This window comes from Nakamurella flava, from assembly GCF_005298075.1.
GTDB classification, from domain to species: domain Bacteria; phylum Actinomycetota; class Actinomycetes; order Mycobacteriales; family Nakamurellaceae; genus Nakamurella; species Nakamurella flava.
Genome location: NZ_SZZH01000003.1, coordinates 795,491 through 812,924, shown reverse-complemented (window position 1 = coordinate 812,924; position 17,434 = coordinate 795,491). Strand labels below are relative to the sequence as shown.

General features: G+C 70.9%; 13 protein-coding genes. 9 read left to right on the top strand and 4 right to left on the bottom strand.

All coding sequences use genetic code 11. The features are described 5' to 3' along the window. Positions 1 to 66 precede the first annotated feature (66 nt). The 3 genes from FDO65_RS15565 to FDO65_RS15555 are packed head-to-tail and all read right to left on the bottom strand — an operon-like array spanning position 67 to position 3,130. Positions 67 to 1,194 (bottom strand): glycosyltransferase family 4 protein, encoded by a 1,128-nt coding sequence (locus FDO65_RS15565; protein ID WP_137450566.1) that lies wholly within the window; start codon positions 1,192 to 1,194, stop codon positions 67 to 69. Further along, the gene (locus FDO65_RS15560) at positions 1,191 to 2,147 is read right to left on the bottom strand and encodes a GDP-mannose 4,6-dehydratase (protein ID WP_137450565.1); all 957 of its coding nucleotides are present in this window, start codon (positions 2,145 to 2,147) and stop codon (positions 1,191 to 1,193) included. Before FDO65_RS15560 ends, FDO65_RS15565 begins: the two co-directional genes overlap by 4 nt. Beyond that, complete coding sequence (locus FDO65_RS15555; RefSeq protein ID WP_137450564.1) at positions 2,144 to 3,130, bottom strand: GDP-mannose 4,6-dehydratase; 987 nt, start codon at positions 3,128 to 3,130, stop codon at positions 2,144 to 2,146. The genes FDO65_RS15560 and FDO65_RS15555 overlap by 4 nt, the downstream gene beginning before the upstream one ends. Before the next feature lie 131 nt (positions 3,131 to 3,261). On the opposite strand from FDO65_RS15555, the gene FDO65_RS15550 reads away from it, so the two are divergent. The 9 genes from FDO65_RS15550 (at position 3,262) to FDO65_RS15510 (ending at position 15,180) form a co-directional block, all read left to right on the top strand. Continuing rightward, positions 3,262 to 4,386, top strand: coding sequence for an FkbM family methyltransferase (locus FDO65_RS15550; RefSeq protein ID WP_137450563.1), 1,125 nt, complete (start codon positions 3,262 to 3,264; stop codon positions 4,384 to 4,386). Then, positions 4,383 to 6,002 carry a glycosyltransferase gene (locus tag FDO65_RS15545; protein WP_137450562.1) on the top strand — a complete coding sequence of 540 codons (1,620 nt, stop codon included), beginning with the start codon at positions 4,383 to 4,385 and terminating at the stop codon, positions 6,000 to 6,002. The genes FDO65_RS15550 and FDO65_RS15545 overlap by 4 nt, the downstream gene beginning before the upstream one ends. Continuing rightward, complete coding sequence (locus FDO65_RS15540; protein WP_137450561.1) at positions 5,989 to 7,608, top strand: glycosyltransferase family 4 protein; 1,620 nt, start codon at positions 5,989 to 5,991, stop codon at positions 7,606 to 7,608. Before FDO65_RS15545 ends, FDO65_RS15540 begins: the two co-directional genes overlap by 14 nt. Next, a complete protein-coding gene (locus FDO65_RS15535) occupies positions 7,601 to 8,536 on the top strand; it encodes an ABC transporter permease (protein WP_137450560.1) in 936 nt (311 codons plus the stop codon). Before FDO65_RS15540 ends, FDO65_RS15535 begins: the two co-directional genes overlap by 8 nt. A 3-nt stretch (positions 8,537 to 8,539) precedes the next feature. After that, positions 8,540 to 9,742, top strand: a complete 1,203-nt coding sequence (locus FDO65_RS15530; protein WP_137450559.1) for an ABC transporter ATP-binding protein — start codon at positions 8,540 to 8,542, stop codon at positions 9,740 to 9,742. Positions 9,743 to 9,824: 82 nt separating this feature from the next. Continuing rightward, entirely contained in the window at positions 9,825 to 10,811 is a 987-nt protein-coding gene (locus FDO65_RS15525) for a methyltransferase domain-containing protein (RefSeq protein WP_137450558.1), read from the top strand. Positions 10,812 to 11,068: 257 nt separating this feature from the next. Continuing rightward, the gene (locus FDO65_RS15520) at positions 11,069 to 12,679 is read left to right on the top strand and encodes a hypothetical protein (protein ID WP_137450557.1); all 1,611 of its coding nucleotides are present in this window, start codon (positions 11,069 to 11,071) and stop codon (positions 12,677 to 12,679) included. Positions 12,680 to 12,766: 87 nt separating this feature from the next. Continuing rightward, positions 12,767 to 14,065, top strand: a complete 1,299-nt coding sequence (locus FDO65_RS15515; RefSeq protein WP_137450556.1) for an alpha/beta hydrolase — start codon at positions 12,767 to 12,769, stop codon at positions 14,063 to 14,065. Positions 14,066 to 14,112: 47 nt separating this feature from the next. Beyond that, entirely contained in the window at positions 14,113 to 15,180 is a 1,068-nt protein-coding gene (locus FDO65_RS15510) for a glycosyltransferase (protein ID WP_205850092.1), read from the top strand. 74 nt (positions 15,181 to 15,254) lie between these two features. Here the strand turns inward: FDO65_RS15510 and FDO65_RS15505 are convergent, their stop codons facing one another. Further along, complete coding sequence (locus tag FDO65_RS15505) at positions 15,255 to 17,390, bottom strand: DUF4214 domain-containing protein (protein ID WP_166442210.1); 2,136 nt, start codon at positions 17,388 to 17,390, stop codon at positions 15,255 to 15,257. Positions 17,391 to 17,434 lie beyond the last annotated feature (44 nt).

Genomic DNA, 17,434 nt, shown 5'->3' with positions numbered 1-17,434 from the left:
GGCAAGCAGATCACAGGATGGTCACGGCGACTGCGCCGGGTCCGCCTGGTGGGAAGAGCCGTTCGCTCAGCCGGCGGCGAGCCGGTAGGCCCGCACCGTGGCCTCGGCGGAGGCCTGCCACGTCCACGCGGCGGCCCAGCGGCGACGGCGATCCCGCTCGGCCTGCTCGGCCGCCCCCGACGGGGCGGCGGCGGACTCGGTCAACCGTTCGGCCAGGGCCTCGGCGTCGCCGACCGGGAAGGTGGCCGCCAGCCCGCCGGTCACCTCCAGCAGGGCCGGGTCGGTGGAGACGATGGCCGCGGTGCCGGTGGCCATGGCCTCCAGGGCGGGCAGGCCGAAACCCTCGTACCGGGACGGCATCACGACGGCCCGCGCGCCGGCGACCAGGCTCTTCAGTTCGGCCTGCTCCGCGTACGGGCGGATCCGCACCCCCGGCGGCGGTCCGTCCTGTAGTCCGGGGATGTCGCCCCAGCCGGCCGGTCCGACCAGCACCAGGTCGGGCAGGTCGGCGTCCCGTGACCGGGCGAGACCGTAGGCCGCGATGAGGGTGTCGAGCCCCTTCCGGGGTTCGCGGGTGCCGACGAACAGGAAGTGGTCGTCCGGCAGGCCGAGAGCCGACCGCTGCTCGGCAGCGGGGGCGGTGGCCGCGAGCCACTCCGGGGTGACGCCGTGCGGGGTGACGACGACCTGCCGGGCCAGCCCCGGGTAGTGCTCGGCGACCTGGTCGGCGATGGCCCGGGTCGGGGTGCACACCACCGCGGCCCGGCGCAGGGAGCGGGGCACGAGGTCGACCAACCGGCGGCTGTGCGCGTCGACCGTTTCGGCCAGCAGCAGATAGGCCAGGTCGTGCACGGTGACGACGCCGGCGGTCCGCCGACCGGTCGGCGGCAACACGAAGTTGGTGCCGTGGAAGACGTCGTTGCGCCCGGCGAACCAGCCCACGGTGGGGTGTTCCGTCCGGGTCCAGACCCGGTGCAGCAACCGGGCGGGGGCCGGCAGCGACCGGGCTCGCACCCCGGGCGGCACCATCGCCCGCAACTCCCGCCACCCCCGGGTGGTGAAGGCGGTGGCGCTGACGCGTAGGTCGTCTCGCTCCCCCAGCGCCGTCAGCAGGTTCTCGGTGTAGCGCCCGATGCCGGTGCGCTGTCCGTAGAGCGGGGTGCCGTCCAGCGCTACCGACAGGGACCCGATCACCGCAGGTCCGCGTCGACCATCCGCCCGACGAGCTCGTCGAAGTCGACGGTCGGGGTCCAGCCCAGTTCGCGGCGGGCCTTGCCGGAGTCGCCGACCAGTTCGACGGCGTCGACCGGGCGGACGAACGCCGGGTCGACGACCACGTACTTCTCCCAGTCGTCGATCCCGGCCCGGGTGAACGCGGCGGCCACGAAGTCGCGGACGCTGTGGGACCGCCCCGTCGCGATGACGTAGTCACCGGCGACGTCGTGCCGGGCCGCCCGGATCATCGCGTCGACGTAGTCCGGGGCCCAGCCCCAGTCGCGGCGGGCGTCGAGATTGCCCAGGCGCAGCTCGTCCTGCTCGCCCCGGGCGATGAGCGCCGCGCCCTGGGTGATCTTGCGGGTCACGAACTGGGGCGGCCGCCGCGGCGACTCGTGGTTGTACAGCACGACCGACACCGCGAACAGTTCCCGTGATCGGAAGGTGCCGGCCATGGTGTGCGCGTACGCCTTCGCCGCGCCGTACGGGGTGATCGGGGCGAGCGGCGTCGACTCGTCCTGCGGGCTGTTCACCGGGTTGCCGAAGATCTCCGCACTGGACGCCTGCACGACCCGGACGTCCTGACCGGTCGCCTCCTTGTGCTGGTAGGCGGCGTGCAGGATGCCCGCTGCGGCCAGCCCGGACACCCGGCCGGTGCCGACCGGGTCGGCCCAGGATTGGGCCACCGAAGAGATACCGGCCAGGTTGTAGATCTCGTCCGGGCCGATCTCAGCGACGAGCGCGGCCATCCGGGTCGGGTTGGTCAGGTCACCGAGGTGCGGCTGCACGTCCGGGAACCGGGTGCGGAAGGTGGTGAGCTGCTCCGGCCACCGGAACAGCCCGTGCACCTGCACCCCCTGGCCGAGCAGCTGCTCGGCCAGGTAGCCGCCGTCCTGGCCGGAGACCCCGGTGACGAAGGCGGTGCGGCTCACTTGCCGTGCAGCGCCCGCTGCTCGGCGAGGTCGGAATCGACCATCATCTCGACCAGCTCCGGGAAGGAGACGGTCGGCGTCCAGCCGAGCTTCTCCTTGGCCTTCGCCGGGTCGCCGATCAGCAGGTCGACCTCGGCCGGGCGGAAGAACTGCGGGTCGACGTAGACCAGGTCCGACCAGTCGGACACGCCGACGCGAGCGAACGCGATGTCCAGGTACTCACGGATGGAGTGGGTCTCACCGGTCGCGACCACGTAGTCGTCGCCCTCCGGCTGCTGCAGCATCCGCCACATGGCGTCGACGTAGTCGCCGGCGAAGCCCCAGTCGCGCTTGGCGTCGAGGTTGCCCAGCGAGATCTTGTCCTGCAGGCCGAGCGAGATGCGGGCGACGGCCCGGCTGATCTTGCGGGTGACGAACTCCGGCCCACGACGCGGCGACTCGTGGTTGAACAGGATCCCCGAGCTGGCGTGCATGCCGTAGGACTCGCGGTAGTTGATCGTCATGTAGTGGCCGTAGACCTTGGCCACGCCGTACGGGGACCGCGGCCAGAGCAGCGTCTCCTCGGTCTGCGGGACCTGCTGGACCTTGCCGAACATCTCCGAGCTGGACGCCTGGTAGAAGCGCACCTTGCTCAGATCGTCGCCGGCGTAGAGGCGGGTGGCCTCCAGCATGTTCAGCACACCCAGGCCGGTGACCTCGCTGGTCAGCCGAGCGTTCTCCCAGGAGTAGGCCACGAAGGAGATCGCGCCGAGGTTGAAGACCTCATCCGGCTGCGCGTGATTGAGCGCCCGCAGCAGGCTCGACAGGTCGGTGAGATCGCCCGTGACGATCTGCACACCGGGGACCTCACGCTCGACCAGTTCGCGCTTGGGATTGTTCTGTCCGCGGATTAGGCCGAAGACCTCGTAGCCCTTGGCGAGCAGCTGCTCGGCGAGGTAGAGGCCGTCCTGGCCGGTCACACCGGTGATGAGCGCGCGTGGCACTTGTCGATCTCCTGTTGGGTTGGGGTCGCCTGCAGGTCCGGCGATCGTAGCGTCCCGGCCGTGACGGGCGACGCCGCGACGCGGGGTCGACAGTCGGTCTTCGACAGGGCTGCGCCGGTACGGTAACCAGCGTGAACGGCCAGCCCTTCGTGTCCCATGCCCAAAATCGCGAGGACGTCGTCCTGCATCGCGCGTTGAAGCAGGTGACGAACGGGCGGTACGTGGAGGTCGGGGCGAACCACCCGCAGGACGACTCCGTCTCCCGCGCGTTCTACGACCACGGCTGGAGCGGCATCACGGTCGAGCCGGTGCACGCGTTCGCCGAACTGCACCGATCCCAACGGGAACGGGACACCCTGGTCGAGGCGGCGATCAGCGACAGCCCCTCGCCGACGCTCACGCTCCACCAGATCGCGGGCACCGGGTTGTCCTCCCTGGTGGACACGGTCGGCCAGACCCACCGCGACACCGGTTGGGACGTCATCGACGTCGAGGTCCCCGTCCGCCGCCTGGACGATGTCCTGCACGAGGCCGGATGGCAGCCCGGCGACGACATCCATTTCCTGCTCGTCGACGTCGAAGGGGCCGAGCGCGACGTCCTGGCGACCATCGACCTGCAGCGGTGGCGGCCGTGGGTGGTGGTCGTGGAGGCGACCGAGCCGACCACGACGACGCCGGCCTTCGACTCCTGGGAGCAGCTGGTCACCGGAGCGGGCTACGAGTTCCGGCTGTTCGACGGTCTCTCCCGCTTCTACGTCTCACCCGACCATCGGACCGACATCGGGCCGCTGCTCGATTACCCCGCGTGCGTCCACGACGAGTACGTCACCGCCGAGACCGTGCGGCTGCGCCGCGAGACCGAGGAGGCCTACCACCGGGCCAACGGGGCCAACTCGGGAGCCGACGCCCTCCAGCGCGAGGTCGAGCGGTTGCAGGCGGAACTGGACGAACTCCGCCCGCAGGTGGCCGGCTTCGACCGGGAACGGGAGGAACTGACCGCCCAGGCCCGACGCAGCGACGACCTGCGCGTCGCCGCCGACGCGGTCGCCGCCCGCTGGCGCCACAAGGCCGTCGACGCGTGGGCGACGTCCGTCGCGGGCGGCATGACGATCGACAGCGGCGAGGTCGGTCCGCTGCGGGAACGGGTCGAGCACCTGGCTGCCGAACTGGACGCCACCCACCGCACCCTGTCCTGGCGGATCACCAAGCCGCTGCGCTCGGTCCGTTCGGTCAGCCTGCGCAAGGCGGCGAAGTGAAGTCACGGTCCACCCCGCGCGGCACCCCGACGGCCACCCGGCCGGTGACGCCCGGGCCGGCGGACGCCGCGCTGGCTCTGGCCGCGCGGCTGCGCGCCGCGGCCGGTGCCCTGCAGGTCAACGTCCCCCCGCCCGCCGGGAATCCCGGCCAGGACGCCGCCGACGTGCTGGTGCAGCTCTGCCGGGACCTGCACGCCGACCCGGCCGACGACCGCATCTGGCTGGTGATGACCTGCATCGCCACCGCGTATCCCAGCCGGGACGAGATCGACGACGCCCGTCGCATGATCGAACTGAACGCCCCGGACGACGTCGCGCTCATCCTGTTGGAGAACGGCCTGCACCGGGCCCGGCTGTCCGGGCTGCCACTGGCCCCGTTCGAGCTGCTCGTCGGTCAGGTCCTGGTGGACGTCGACTTCTCGGCCCGCCACGACCTGCACACGGGCATCCAACGGGTGGTCCGCAACCTGCTGCCGCACTGGAACCTCGAGCGGTCCATCGTGCCGGTGGTGTGGGCCCGCAACCAGGGCATGCTGCGACGACTCGATCCGACGGAATCGACCCGCATCTACGACTGGGTGGCGCACGAGAAGGTCGTCGCCGAGCGGCGGCGCAGTGGACTGCGCGAACTGGACGCTCTCCCGCCGGCCGAGTCCACCACCGTGGTGCCGTGGCGGTGCGTCCTGGTGCTCCCCGAGGTCCCGCCCCGCGAGGCCGTCGAGCGGATCGCCGCCATCGGGGCGTGCAGCAACACCTCCGTCGTCGCCGTCGGCTACGACATGATCCCGCTGGTGTCGGCCGACACGGTCGGCATCGAGGAACCCACCAAGTTCATGCCCTACCTCGCGGCCGTCAAGTTCGCGGACCGGGTCGCCGGCATCAGCCGGGCCGCGGCCGACGAGTTCGCCGCGTTCGCCGCCATGCTGCCCACCCAGGGGCTGACCGGGCCCGAGGTGGTCGCCGTCTCCCTGCCGGTCGAGTTGAACGCCGAACACCCTCCGGCCCCACCCGCCGGGTCACCGGCGGCCCACACGGACCGGCCACAGATCGTCATCGTCGGCAGCCACGACACCCGCAAGAACCATCTGGCCGTGCTGCACGCCGCCGAGCTGCTGTGGCAGGAGGGCCTGGACTTCGGTCTGACCTTCATCGGCGGCGGCGGCTCGAACAAGGAGTTCTTCCGCCGGGCCAAGACCCTCGCCGGGCGGGGGCGCGCCGTCGAGGTGCGGACGTCGGTCCCCGAGGACGAACTGCGCCGGGCGGTCGCCGAGGCCCGGTTCACCATGTTCCCGTCCATCCACGAGGGTTACGGGTTGCCGGTGGCCGAGTCGATGGCGCTGGGAACCCCGGTGATCACCACGAACTACGGTTCCACCGCCGAGATCGCCGCGGACGGCGGGGCCCTGACCGTCGACCCGCGGGACGACGCCTCGATCACCGACGCCATGCGGACCTTGCTGACCGACGACGGCGCGGTCGCGGAACTCCGCGCCGCCATCGCGGCCCGCACCGAACGCACCTGGCAGGACTACGCCGACGAGCTGTGGGCCGGGCTCGTCGAGCCGGCCCTGACGGCCGCCACCCGGAACGGAACTGGACATCATGCGGCTTCGTGACCTCGCGGGTCGCTCCCGCCTCGCCCGCCGTGACCAGCGGCCCACCCTGGACCAGCTGGTGCACGACGTGACCGCGCACGGCGCGGCCCGACGATCGGCCCTGGCCGCCCGGCTGCGGACGCTGGTCGAAGCCCTCGACCTCCCGCCGGTCCCCACCGGAGACGACAAGTCGACCGTCACCACCGCGCTCGGCGTCCTGGTCGACGGCCTGGTCGGGATGACCCACCGGCAGGCCTGGGTGATGCTCGCGGTACTGCGCGCCCGGTTGCCGCTGGCCGAGGACGTCCGGACCGCCGTCCGCTACACCCAGACCGACGGCCCGGTCGCCGGGCTGCGCCTCGCGCTGGCCGCCGGACCGATGGAGCGGCTGCTGCACCACGGCCCGTTCCGTGCGGTCAGGGTGGTGCGCGACGCGGTGGTCGTCGACGTGCACCACACCGCGGAGGCCGGTTTCGCCACCGGTATCCAGCGGGTCACCCGGGAGACCACCCGGCGCTGGGCCCAGACCCACGACATCGAGCTCATCGGCTGGCACGAGGACCTGTCCGCGTTGCGGTCGCTGACGCCGGCTGAGGCGCACCGCGCCTGTTTCGGCGGGCCGCCGGTCCCGGCCGCCGAGCGCAAGCCCGGACCGGTCCTGGTGCCGCTGGACTCCACCGTCGTGCTGCCCGAACTGGCCACCGAGACCGAACGCACCGACACCCTGCGCTGCCTGGCCGAGTACTCGGGCAACCGGTTCACCATGATCGGGTACGACATGGTGCCGATCACCGTCCCGGAGACGACGCACGGGGCCATGCCCGGGGCGTTCGCCCGCAACCTCGCGGCGATGCGCTACGCCGACGCCGTCGCCACGATCTCCAAGTCCGCGGCCGTGGAATACGCCGGGTGGGTGCGCATGCTCAACGGCATCGGTCTGCCCGGGCCCCGGGTAGTGCCGTGCGTACTGCCCAACGAGGTCGGGTCGGTGACCGACGAGCAGCTCGAGGCGTCCAGTGACCGGCTGCTGGTCCCCGGCGTGCCGATGGTGCTGGTCGTCGGCACGCACGAGCCCCGCAAGAACCACCTGGCCGTCCTGCACGCCGCCGAACTGCTGTGGCGCGAAGGCCACCGGTTCACCTTGACCATGATCGGTGGCCGGGCCTGGAACAGCGCCCGGTTCGACCAGGCACTGAACTGGCTCCAGCAGCTGGGCCGCCCCATCGAGATCGTGTCCAAGGCCGACGACGCTCTGCTCTGGAGCGCGTACCGGCTGGCGCGGTTCAGTGTGTTCCCGTCGGTCAACGAGGGCTACGGGCTGCCCGTGGTCGAGTCGATCCTGTCCGGTACCCCGGTCATCACGTCGCGGTTCGGGTCGATGGCCGAGATCGTGACCGAGGGCGGAGCCCTGCTGGTGGACCCCTACGACGACCACGATGTGGCGAACGCCATGCGTACGCTCCTGACGGATGACGCGGAGTGGGAACGACTGAGGCAGGAGGCGCGTCAGGTGTCGGTGACGACCTGGGACGACTACGCAGCACAGACCTGGCGCGAGCTGGCCGCACCGCGACCCGCCGCGGATCCGACGACGGCGGCGACCTCGGTGGCGGCGGCCGGTGACTGAGCCCAGCAAGGGGCGGTCGTCCCTCGAGGCGAGCCGCGAGGCCCGTAACCAGGCCCTGGCCGCTCAGCCCCTCGTGCCCTCCGGGCCGGTCTCGGGTTTCGTGAGCGGCACCGTCGACTCCGTCCGTGGGGTCTGGCGGTACCGCGAGCTGCTCGACCTGCTGGTCAAGCGGGAGCTCAAGTCCCGGTATAAGGACAGCGCGCTGGGATTCGTCTGGTCGCTCATCCGGCCATTGACCCAGCTGCTCGTCTACTACATCGCGATCGGCAAGTTCCTGGGTGCCGAGCGCGACACTCCCGAATTCGCGATCTACATCTACACCGGCCTCACCGCCTGGGCCCTGTTCAGTGAGGTCATCTCCTCCGGCACCGGGTCGATCGTGGCCAACGGCGGTTTGGTCAAGAAGATCTACCTGCCGCGCGAGGTGTTCCCGCTCTCGGTCATCGGCTCCGCACTCTTCAACTTCGTCATCCAGTTGTTCATCCTGCTGGTCGCCACCCTCCTCGCCGGGAGCCCCCCGTCCTTGGCCGGTATCGGCTACGTCGTGCTGGGCACCGCGGTGTTGCTGGTCTACGCCACCGCCATCGCGTTCCTGCTGTCGGCGATCAACGTCTACCTGCGGGACGTGGCGTACCTGGTCGAGGTCGGCCTGATGGTCGGCTTCTGGCTGTCCCCGATCGTCTACCGCTGGAGCTTCGTCCAGAACGCCCTGTCCTCCGAGCTGCTCAACCAGATCTACCTGGCCAACCCGGTCACCCTGGCCGTGCTGTGCTTCCAGCGCGGCATCTGGGTGGCCGGCGCCGGTCTCCCCCAGCCGAGCGACCTGGGGCTGCGGGCCGTCATCGCCTTCCTCATCGGCATTCCGATCCTGTGGCTCTGCCAGCGGGTCTTCGCCCGGATGCAGAACAACTTCGCGCAGGAGCTGTAGACCATGACCGACTCGGTGAGCGTGATCCGCGTCCGCGACGCCAGCAAGCGTTTCGTCATCCGCAAGGAGAAGTCGCTGAAGGAGCGGCTGGTCAACTTCGGCCGGTCGAACCAGCACAAGGACGACTTCTGGGCCCTGCGGGACATCGACCTCGACATCCACGGCGGCACCACCGTCGGGCTCATCGGCCCGAACGGGTCGGGCAAGTCGACTCTGCTCAAGCTGATCGGCGGGATCCTCCAGCCGACCAGCGGCACCGTCGAGCACCGCGGGCGGCTGGCCGCCCTGCTGGAACTCGGCGCCGGTTTCCACCCCGACCTCACCGGCCGGGAGAACGTCTTCCTCAACGCCGCCATCCTCGGGCTGTCGCGGAAGCAGACCGCCCAGTTCTTCGACGCGATCGTCGCGTTCTCCGGCATCGAGCCGTTCATCGACACCCAGGTGAAGTTCTACTCGTCCGGCATGTACGTCCGGCTCGCGTTCGCCGTCTCGGTGCACGTCGACCCGGACGTGCTGCTGGTCGACGAGGTGTTGGCCGTCGGCGACGAACCGTTCCAGCGCAAGTGCATGGACCGGATTCGCCGGTTCCAGGCCGAGGGACGCACCATCGTCCTGGTCACCCACGCCCTGGACACCGTGGCCGACATCTGCGACCGGGCCGTGGTGCTCGAAAACGGCCGCATCCAGGTCGACGGCCCACCGGTCGACGCCCTCCGGCATCTGCGCGCCGACTTCGAGGTCATGCGCCAGGAGGACATGGAAAAGCAGCGGGAGGCCGTCGGCGACAGCGAGCCGCCGAGTGCCGCCCGGATCGTCGGTGTCACCGTCAGCGGCGACGACGGGCGACGGATCAGCGTCATCGAACCGGGCGATCCGCTGGTCATCGACGTCGACGTCGACGTCGACGGCCGGGTCGAGGACCCGGTGCTGGGCATCGGTATCGACAGCCCCCTCGGCCAGGTCGTCTACGGCACCAACACCAAGCTGATGGGGCGACGACTGCCGCCGCTGTCCGGGCCGTCCCGGCACACGTTCCGGCTGCCGCAGGTGTGGCTCGGCGAGGGTCAGTACACCGTGCACGCGGCCTTCGCCCGCGACGGCGGGGTCGAACTGCACCGGTTGCCGGGCGCGGCATCGCTCACCGTTCACGCCTCCGGCCGAGGTGTCGGGTTCCTCAACATCGACACGGAGTTGCTGTCGTCCTGATCGGGGTGACGGCCGGTGCCACTTCGGGTGGAGACCGGTCCGAGGCATTGGGCCGCTTCCACCGTCGACCTAGCCTTCGAGCATGTCGATCCCGGTGCAGTCGCGCGAGGCACTCCTGTCCGCTGACGACGCGGTGACGGCGGCCGTCGACGCCGGCGACCCCGAGCAGCTGCCCGAGGACGTCTTCCTGACCGTGGCCTACCGCGTCCTGCTCGACCGGGCCCCGGACGCCGGCGGGCTCGCGCATTTCCGCAAGCGGCTGGCCGCCGGGGCGACCCGGCGGGACATCGTCTGGGAGATCCGGGACTCCTCGGAGTTCCGGTCCCGCCGGCAGTCCCCGCTGGCGGCGCTGCACGCGGCCCGACTGGCCTGGACCCGGAGCCTGCCCCGGGCGGGGACGATCGTCGACCTGGGCGGGGCTTCGACCAGCAGCCCCCGCGGGGCGCTCATCGAGATGGGCTACCCGTACGACTTCGACAGCCTGACCATCATCGATCTCCCGCCGGACGAGCGGCACGAGGAGTTCCGCAGCGAACGCTGGCCCGACCACGTCGACACCGAGCTCGGGCCGGTGCGGTACGTGCACGCCTCGATGACCGACCTGTCGGCCATCCCGGATGCGTCGGTCGACCTGGTCAACTCCAGCCAGACGTTCGAGCACATTCACCCGCACGAGGGTGAGCAGGTGCTCGCCGAGGTCCGTCGGGTGCTCAAGCCCACCGGCCTGCTCGCGTTGGACACCCCCAACCGGGCCCTGACGGCCGTCGAACTGGCCGATCAGGACGCGGAGTTCATCAACCCCGACCACAAGATCGAGTACACGCACCCGCAGATGGTGGCGCTCTTCGATCGGCACGGCCTGTCCGTCGTCCGGGCCCAGGGCATCGCCTGGCTGCCCGAGTCGGCCACGACGGGGGTCTTCGACGCGGACGAGATCAGCACCAACGCCGGTCTGTACGACGACATCGAGCGCTCCTACCTGCTCGCCTACCTCTGCCGGCCGACGCCGGGCGCGCTCAGCAGGATGCGGCGACGGGTCGAGTCCGGTCTCGGCCGGTTCCGCCGCTGACCGCTGCCCCGCCCGCCCCGGCCACGGGGCTTGGAGACGGCTGAGCAACGCTCGTGAGCGTCGCGCGTCCACGGACGTCGCGTGGATGCGACGGCCGCCGTACCGGGCAAGTCCGTTGCCGACGGTCGGCCGTCCGACCCGCTCCGACGCTCCCGGATCGGGGGACGAGCCTCGCTACAGTAGCGAAGCCGTCGCACCTGGTGGGAGGACTCTCGACCACGTCCGGGTGGCGGCACGGCCACGGCGAAAGGGAAGTAGTGACCGCGAGACCGTACTCCGCAGCACCGGGTGACCCCTCGACGGCGGAGGGGACGACCAGCACCGTCCCCGCGGAGCCGGCCCCCGCCCGCCGGGGCGGCGCGAGCCGCATCGGGGGCGCTGTCGTCTTCGCCCTCACGCTCGTCGTCCTGGCCGTGGTGACGATCTTCCGCTACACCGCGCCCTACCTGCAGGCCGACGGCGTCCAGCAGTCGATCATGTCGATCCAGAACGTCGACCTCTTCTACTGGGGCCAGAACCGGTTCGCCGCGGTGGTCTCGTTCCTGGCCAGTCCCTTCTCCGATCCCGCGGTCAACCTGTTCGTCTGTCTGCTGATCAACTCGCTGTGCTTCTACGGGATGCTGCTGGTCATCGCGGTCATGGGCGTCCGGGCGCTCACCGGTGAGTTCCGCTGGCCCGCGGTGTACGTGCTGTGGGTCCTGACGGCCGCCACCGCGAACGTGATCATCGTGCCGTCGAAGCTGCACATCATCTCGTTGGAGAGCCAGCCGTACTCGATGTCCTGGCTGCTGACCCTGGGCGCGTTCCTGCTGTGGAAGCGATCGGTCTGGTGGGCGTGGGCGCTGGCCGCGGCGTGCGCCGGGGTGGCGATGGGCCTCAATCCGTCGGTGCTGACCGTCGCCGCGTTCCTCGCGATCATCGAGATGTTCCGTCGGCGCCAGTGGCTGCGGTGGCCGGCCTTCGGCGTCATGTGGGTGGCCTGGTTCGCCGTGTGGCAGTTCCTCTCCAGCCGACTCGGCGGCAACGCCGGCCCCATCCCGGACGCCCCGCAGGACTACTTCTCCTTCAGCCGCGGCCAGTTCGTCGCCGAGTTCCCGCAGGCCGTCGGGTCCGTCACCGGGGCGCTGTCCCCGAGCCGGCTCATGGTGCTGGGCGCCGTCGCCGCCCTGGCCGCCCTGCTGCTGCCGGCCGAGCGCCGGGCGGCGCTGCTCCCCCGGTTCGCCCTCGTGGTGCTGTTCTCCCTGGGCTACTTCACCGTCTTCGCCGGCAATCCGTGGGTGTCGCTGAACGGCTACCCGGTGCGGTACTTCTTCCCGGTCCTCATCGCCGTCGTGCTGTTCCTGGCCGCCCCGATCGCCGGGGCGCTGCTGACCGCTCGCGTCCCGGTCGCCGCCGCGGTCCGGCAGCCCGTCGTCGCGGTCGGGGCGGTGGTGGCCGCGGCCGCTTCACTCGTCGGCCCGCTGACGCCGCCCAGCGACTCGGTCGTCCTGCAGGACATCCGGGCCGCCGGCGACTTCGCCCGATCGAACGACATCAGCTTCCTGTCCGGCTACTACTGGGACATGTGGCCGCTGTTGTGGGAGACCCTGGAGGACGGCCGGGAGTCGCACTTCGTCACCGGCTTCAAGAGTGGGGGCGACCCGGATGCCTACAAGGAGCGGTTCCAGGCCGACCTGGCCTCCGGTACTCCTCCCCGGGCGATGTGTGTGAACGAGACCGACAGCTTCTGCACCACCTACCTGGACTACTGGACCGAGCCGGGCTGGCAGTTCACCGGGCAGACCTGCCCGGTTCCGGGACCGACCCCGCAGTTGGGGTCGCCCCAGCAGAAGACCTGCCGCGTGCTGGAGTACACCGGCGGGCGGTGAGCGCGGCCGCACCCTCGGGTGCGGACCCGGACCGCCCGACGGGCGTGGCCCGGAACAACGGAGTTCGGAAGACGTGACGGGGGACGGATGACCGGGGTGTCCTTGCAGGACGGCTGGCTGCCCACGCTGCTGCTGGTGCTGGGCGTCGTCGGGGCGGCGTTCCTGCTGGCCCGCCGCGAACGCTGGTGGTGGATCTGGTTCGTCCCGGTCGCCGTGGTGGTCTCCGCCGTGGTCGCCTGGGCCCTGGGCACCCTGTTCGCCGAGGCCGTCATCGGCCAGAAGCTGGAGAACACCTCCGACTACGTCTGGCTGGGCGTGATCGTCGCCGCGATCGTCATCGGCATCGGCCGCTGCGTGCGGGTGACCTGGTGGCAACCACTGGTCACCCTGCTCGCCGCCGTGCTGGTCATCGCGGCCGCGGCCAACCAGATCAACCGCACCTACGTGCAGTACCCGACCCTGGGCGACGTGCTCGGCGCGCAGAGCGAATACCTGATCGACGGACCGCCGCCGGTGCCGACGACCGTCGGCGAGTTGCCCGCCGGACCGCTGGAGAGCGTCTGGACCCCGGAGGGCAACATCTCCGCCAACGGGCGGGTCAGCCCCATGACCATCCCCGGCACGGTGTCCGGCTTCAAGGCCCGCGAGGCGCAGGTCTACTACCCGCCGGCCTACGAAGCCACCAATCCACAGCGGCTCCCGGTGCTGGTGCTGCTGGCCGGTCAACCCGGCAGCCCCGGGGACTGGTTCCTCGGGGACCGGCTGCAGCAGGTCATGGACCCGATGGCCGCCAAGAACAAGGGCATCGCGCCGATCGTCGTCGTCCCGGACATCCTGGGCGACGCCACCGCCAACCCGGGTTGCTTCAACTCGTCGCTCGGCAACGTCGACACCTACCTGTCGGTGGACGTGCCGGCCGCGATCAACGCGCAGCTGCTCGCCCAGACCGACCACCAGCACTGGGCGATCGGCGGCTTCTCGGCCGGCGCGACCTGTTCGCTGCAGATGGCCACCAACCATCCCGACATCTACCCGACGTTCCTCGCGTTCGCCGGGGAGCTCAACCCCTCCACCGGCGGGTCCATGCAGGACACCATCAATACGGCGTTCGGCGGAGACGCGGCGAAGTACAAAGCCGTCAACCCGCTCGACCTGATGGCGTCGAAGCAGTATCCGAACGTCGCGGGCTGGTTCGTCGCCGGTAGCGAGGACCCGATCTTCGGGCCGGTGCAGCCGCAGTTGCTGGCCGCGGCGCAGAAGGCGGGGATGAACGTCCAGCTGTACACCAACCCGGGGACGGGTCACGCCTGGGACACCGTCACCGGCGGCCTGGCTCACGTGTTGCCGTGGCTCTACGGACGGCTCGGCATCACTGCCGCGAGCTGACCCGGCTGGTAGCGTCGCCGGTCGTGACCGGCCTCGATCCCGCCCCCGTGACACCCGCTTCGTCCTCGTCGAACACCGCACGGTTCGGCGATCTGCGCATCGCCGCGATCGTGCCGTGTCACAACGAGGAGGCCGCCGTCGGGCAGGTGGTCCGCGATCTGCGCGCCGCCGTCCCCGGCATGGACATCTACGTCTACGACAACCGGAGCACCGACCGCACCGTCGAGGTCGCCCTGCAGGCCGGGGCCATCGTGCGGCGCGAGGAGGTCAAGGGCAAGGGCAACGTGGTGCGCCGCGCCTTCGCCGACATCGAGGCCGACGTCTACCTGCTCATCGACGGGGACGACACCTACGACGCGTCGGCCGCTCCGCGGATGATCGAGACGCTGCTGTCCGGTCCGTACGACCACGTGCTCGGGGTGCGCAAGCAGACCACCGAGTCGGCCTACCGGCCGGGTCACTCGGCCGGCAACAAGATGTTCAACAAGCTGGTCACGAAGGTGTTCGGCACCCCGGTCACCGACATGCTCAGCGGGTACCGGATCTTCTCCCGTCGCTTCGTCAAGTCGTTCCCGGCGGTCTCCCGTGAGTTCGAGATCGAGACCGAGCTGACCGTCCACTCGATGAGCCTGCGCGTGCCGCAGACCGAGTTCGAGGTCGACTTCAAGGACCGCCCCGAGGGCAGCGAGAGCAAGCTCAACACCTACCGGGACGGTTACAAGATCCTGTCGCTGATCTTCCAGCTGATCCGGCACGAGCGGCCGCTGGCCTTCCACGGCCTGCTCGGGTTGATCGTCGCCGTGATCGCCCTGCTCCTCTCGATCCCCCTGCTGGTCGAGTACGCCGAGACGGGCCTGGTCCCCCGCTTCCCGACCGCCTTCCTGGCCGCGTCGATGGTCGTCATCGCCGTGCTCATCGTGACCATCGGGTTCATCCTCGACGGCATCACCCGCAGCCGACGCGAGTCGGCCCGACTCGTCTACCTCGGCTACTCGGCCCCGGCCCGCACGTCGGTCACCGCCGGCGGCCGGACGCAGGTGCTGCCGACCCCGCAGGCCGCACACGCCCACGAGCACCTGTCGGCCGATTCCGACCGGGAACCCGCCCGGCGCTAGACCCGTTCATGATCACGGCCCCGGAACCGACGGTTCCGGGGCCGCCTCGTTGCCGGACCGAGGTCAGCGCCGGGTCACGACCGCCGCTGGTAGTACTCGTTCGACGCCGCCAGCGCGGCGGCCAGCGACAGGTCGCCGTTGTCCCGTACGAACCCGGACCACGAACGGATCGCCCCGTCGTCGGCCGGCCGGCCGAGCAGGGTGCGATAGAGGCGGTCGATCCGCACCTGCACCGTCTCCTGGGCCTGGTAGAAACCGAACGCAAGGGTGTCGCGGCCCATGCCCGCCTGCAGCGCCCGGACCCAGCCGTCCACGCCCCCCTGGTCCGGTTCCCGCAGCAGGAGCTTGCGGTAGAGATCACGGACCCAGGTCTGGTTGTCGGACCGCCCGACGTTCTGGAAGTACTCGGGTGAGGCGTAGAACGCCGCCGCGATCTGGGCGACCGGCATGCCCGACTGCGCGGCGCGCACCCAGCCGGCCAGCCCGGAGGCGTCCGGTTCCCGGCGCAGGGTGTCCCGGTAGAACCGGGTGATCACGGTGGAGATCCATTCCGGGGACTGGGACAGCGTGGTCGCCAGTTCGTAGCGCGACACCTGCCCCCGCTGGACCCGGTCGCTCCACGCGCTCAGCTCGGACCCGCTGGGCGACCGGCTCAGGAAGTCCCGGTAGACCCGGCTGACGAACGCCTCGGTCGCGCTCCGGTCGGGTGTCGCCGTGGCGATCCGGCCCGTCCGCTGCTGGTCGCCCCGGGCGGTCGGCCACGGTGCCGCACCCAGCGGCTTTCCGGTGCGCCAAGCCTCGACGACCAGCAGATCCTGACCGTTCTTGCGGCCGAACAGCGGCTGGAAGATGTAGGTCTGCCCGTTGACCTGGGCGATCGTCGGCGTGTTGGCCGGGGCGTAGACGGTCCCGCCCCACGACGACCCCCGCTTGGCCTCCAGATCCCCGCTGGCGGCGTCGACGACCGTCAGCTGCTGTTCGCCGTGGGTGACCGCCTCGATGCGGCCGTCGTTGTCGATGTCGGCCAGCGCGACGCCGGTCTTCGTGCCGATGGCCGGGTTGCCGCAGTTGCCCCCGTCGGTGATGCACCTGCGCCACCGTTCGGCGCCCGTCGCACCGTCGTAGGACAGCATCCAGCCGCCGTAGGAGACGACGAACACGTCGGGCCGACCGTCCCCCGTCACGTCGGCCAGCGAGGGGGAACCGACGACGCGGGCCGGGGTGGCGGTCTGCCACAGCACGTTGCCGTTGCGGCCGTTCAGTGCGGTGATGACCCGGCCGGCCGGCTCGCCCCAGTAGCCGCCGGTGCCGACCACGACGTCCAACGCCCCGTCGCCGTTCAGGTCGCCCAGCGCGGGTGAGGACCAGATGACCTGCCCCCGCAGGAACCAGTTCCACTTGGGGGTGCCGTCCCGGTTGAACGCCCAGACGTACCCGCCGCCGACGTTGCCGCAGGGCTGGGTGCCGATGTCGTTGCCGGCACAGTCGCCGCCGACCACGACGTCGACCGCGCCGTCGCCGTCGATGTCGCCGATGGCCGGGGACGACCAGATGGAGTCCTTCAGCCATTTCGGCCACCCGGACAGTCCGGCGCCGGTCCGGGCGTTGTTGGCACCGAGCGCCTGCCCCCAGCTCGCCGTGACCACCGACGGCTGATCACCCTGCAGGTAGCCCAGCGCGGGCGTGGCCAGGAACCCGGTCGGACCGTTCGCCACGATGGGCGGGTCCTGACGGCTCCACAGCCGGCGGGTGTCGTTGCCCCGGAACGAGTAGGCCGCCAGCACGTTGGCCGTCGATCCGGTCACGACGTCGGACACCCCGTCGCCGTTGACGTCCGCGATGACCGGGCTGGGCTGCACCCCGCCCGACCGGGCGCCAGCGTTCACACCGCCCACGTCGACCAGGGCCTGGCTCGACCCGTCCAGACCGAACACCTGCAGGCTGCTGCTCACCCCGCCGCCGACGATGACCTCCGGAGTGCCGGATCCGTTGACGTCGGCCACCGCAGCCGAGGACCACTGCTCTCCGGTCGCCCCCGAGTCCAGACGCGATCCGCCGAACGGCAGCAGGGCACGGGCCGCGAACGGGCTGCCGACCTCCGTCAACGTCGTCGTCGCGCCCGCCGACACGGTGTCCTGGCCCGCGACCCACCGATCGACCACGGTCAGCGAACCGGCGACGACGGCCGTCACCAGAAGGGGGATCAACACGGCCTGCGTCACTTTGCGTAGCCGTCGACGGGACGACGGCAGGG

Excerpts from the sequence above, each read along its gene's own strand:
- FDO65_RS15540 (WP_137450561.1), top strand. The coding sequence starts at position 5,989 with ATGCGGCTTCGTGACCTCGCGGGTCGCTCCCGCCTCGCCCGCCGTGAC.
- FDO65_RS15530 (WP_137450559.1), top strand. The coding sequence starts at position 8,540 with ATGACCGACTCGGTGAGCGTGATCCGCGTCCGCGACGCCAGCAAGCGT.
- FDO65_RS15525 (WP_137450558.1), top strand. The coding sequence starts at position 9,825 with ATGTCGATCCCGGTGCAGTCGCGCGAGGCACTCCTGTCCGCTGACGAC.
- FDO65_RS15515 (WP_137450556.1), top strand. The coding sequence starts at position 12,767 with ATGACCGGGGTGTCCTTGCAGGACGGCTGGCTGCCCACGCTGCTGCTG.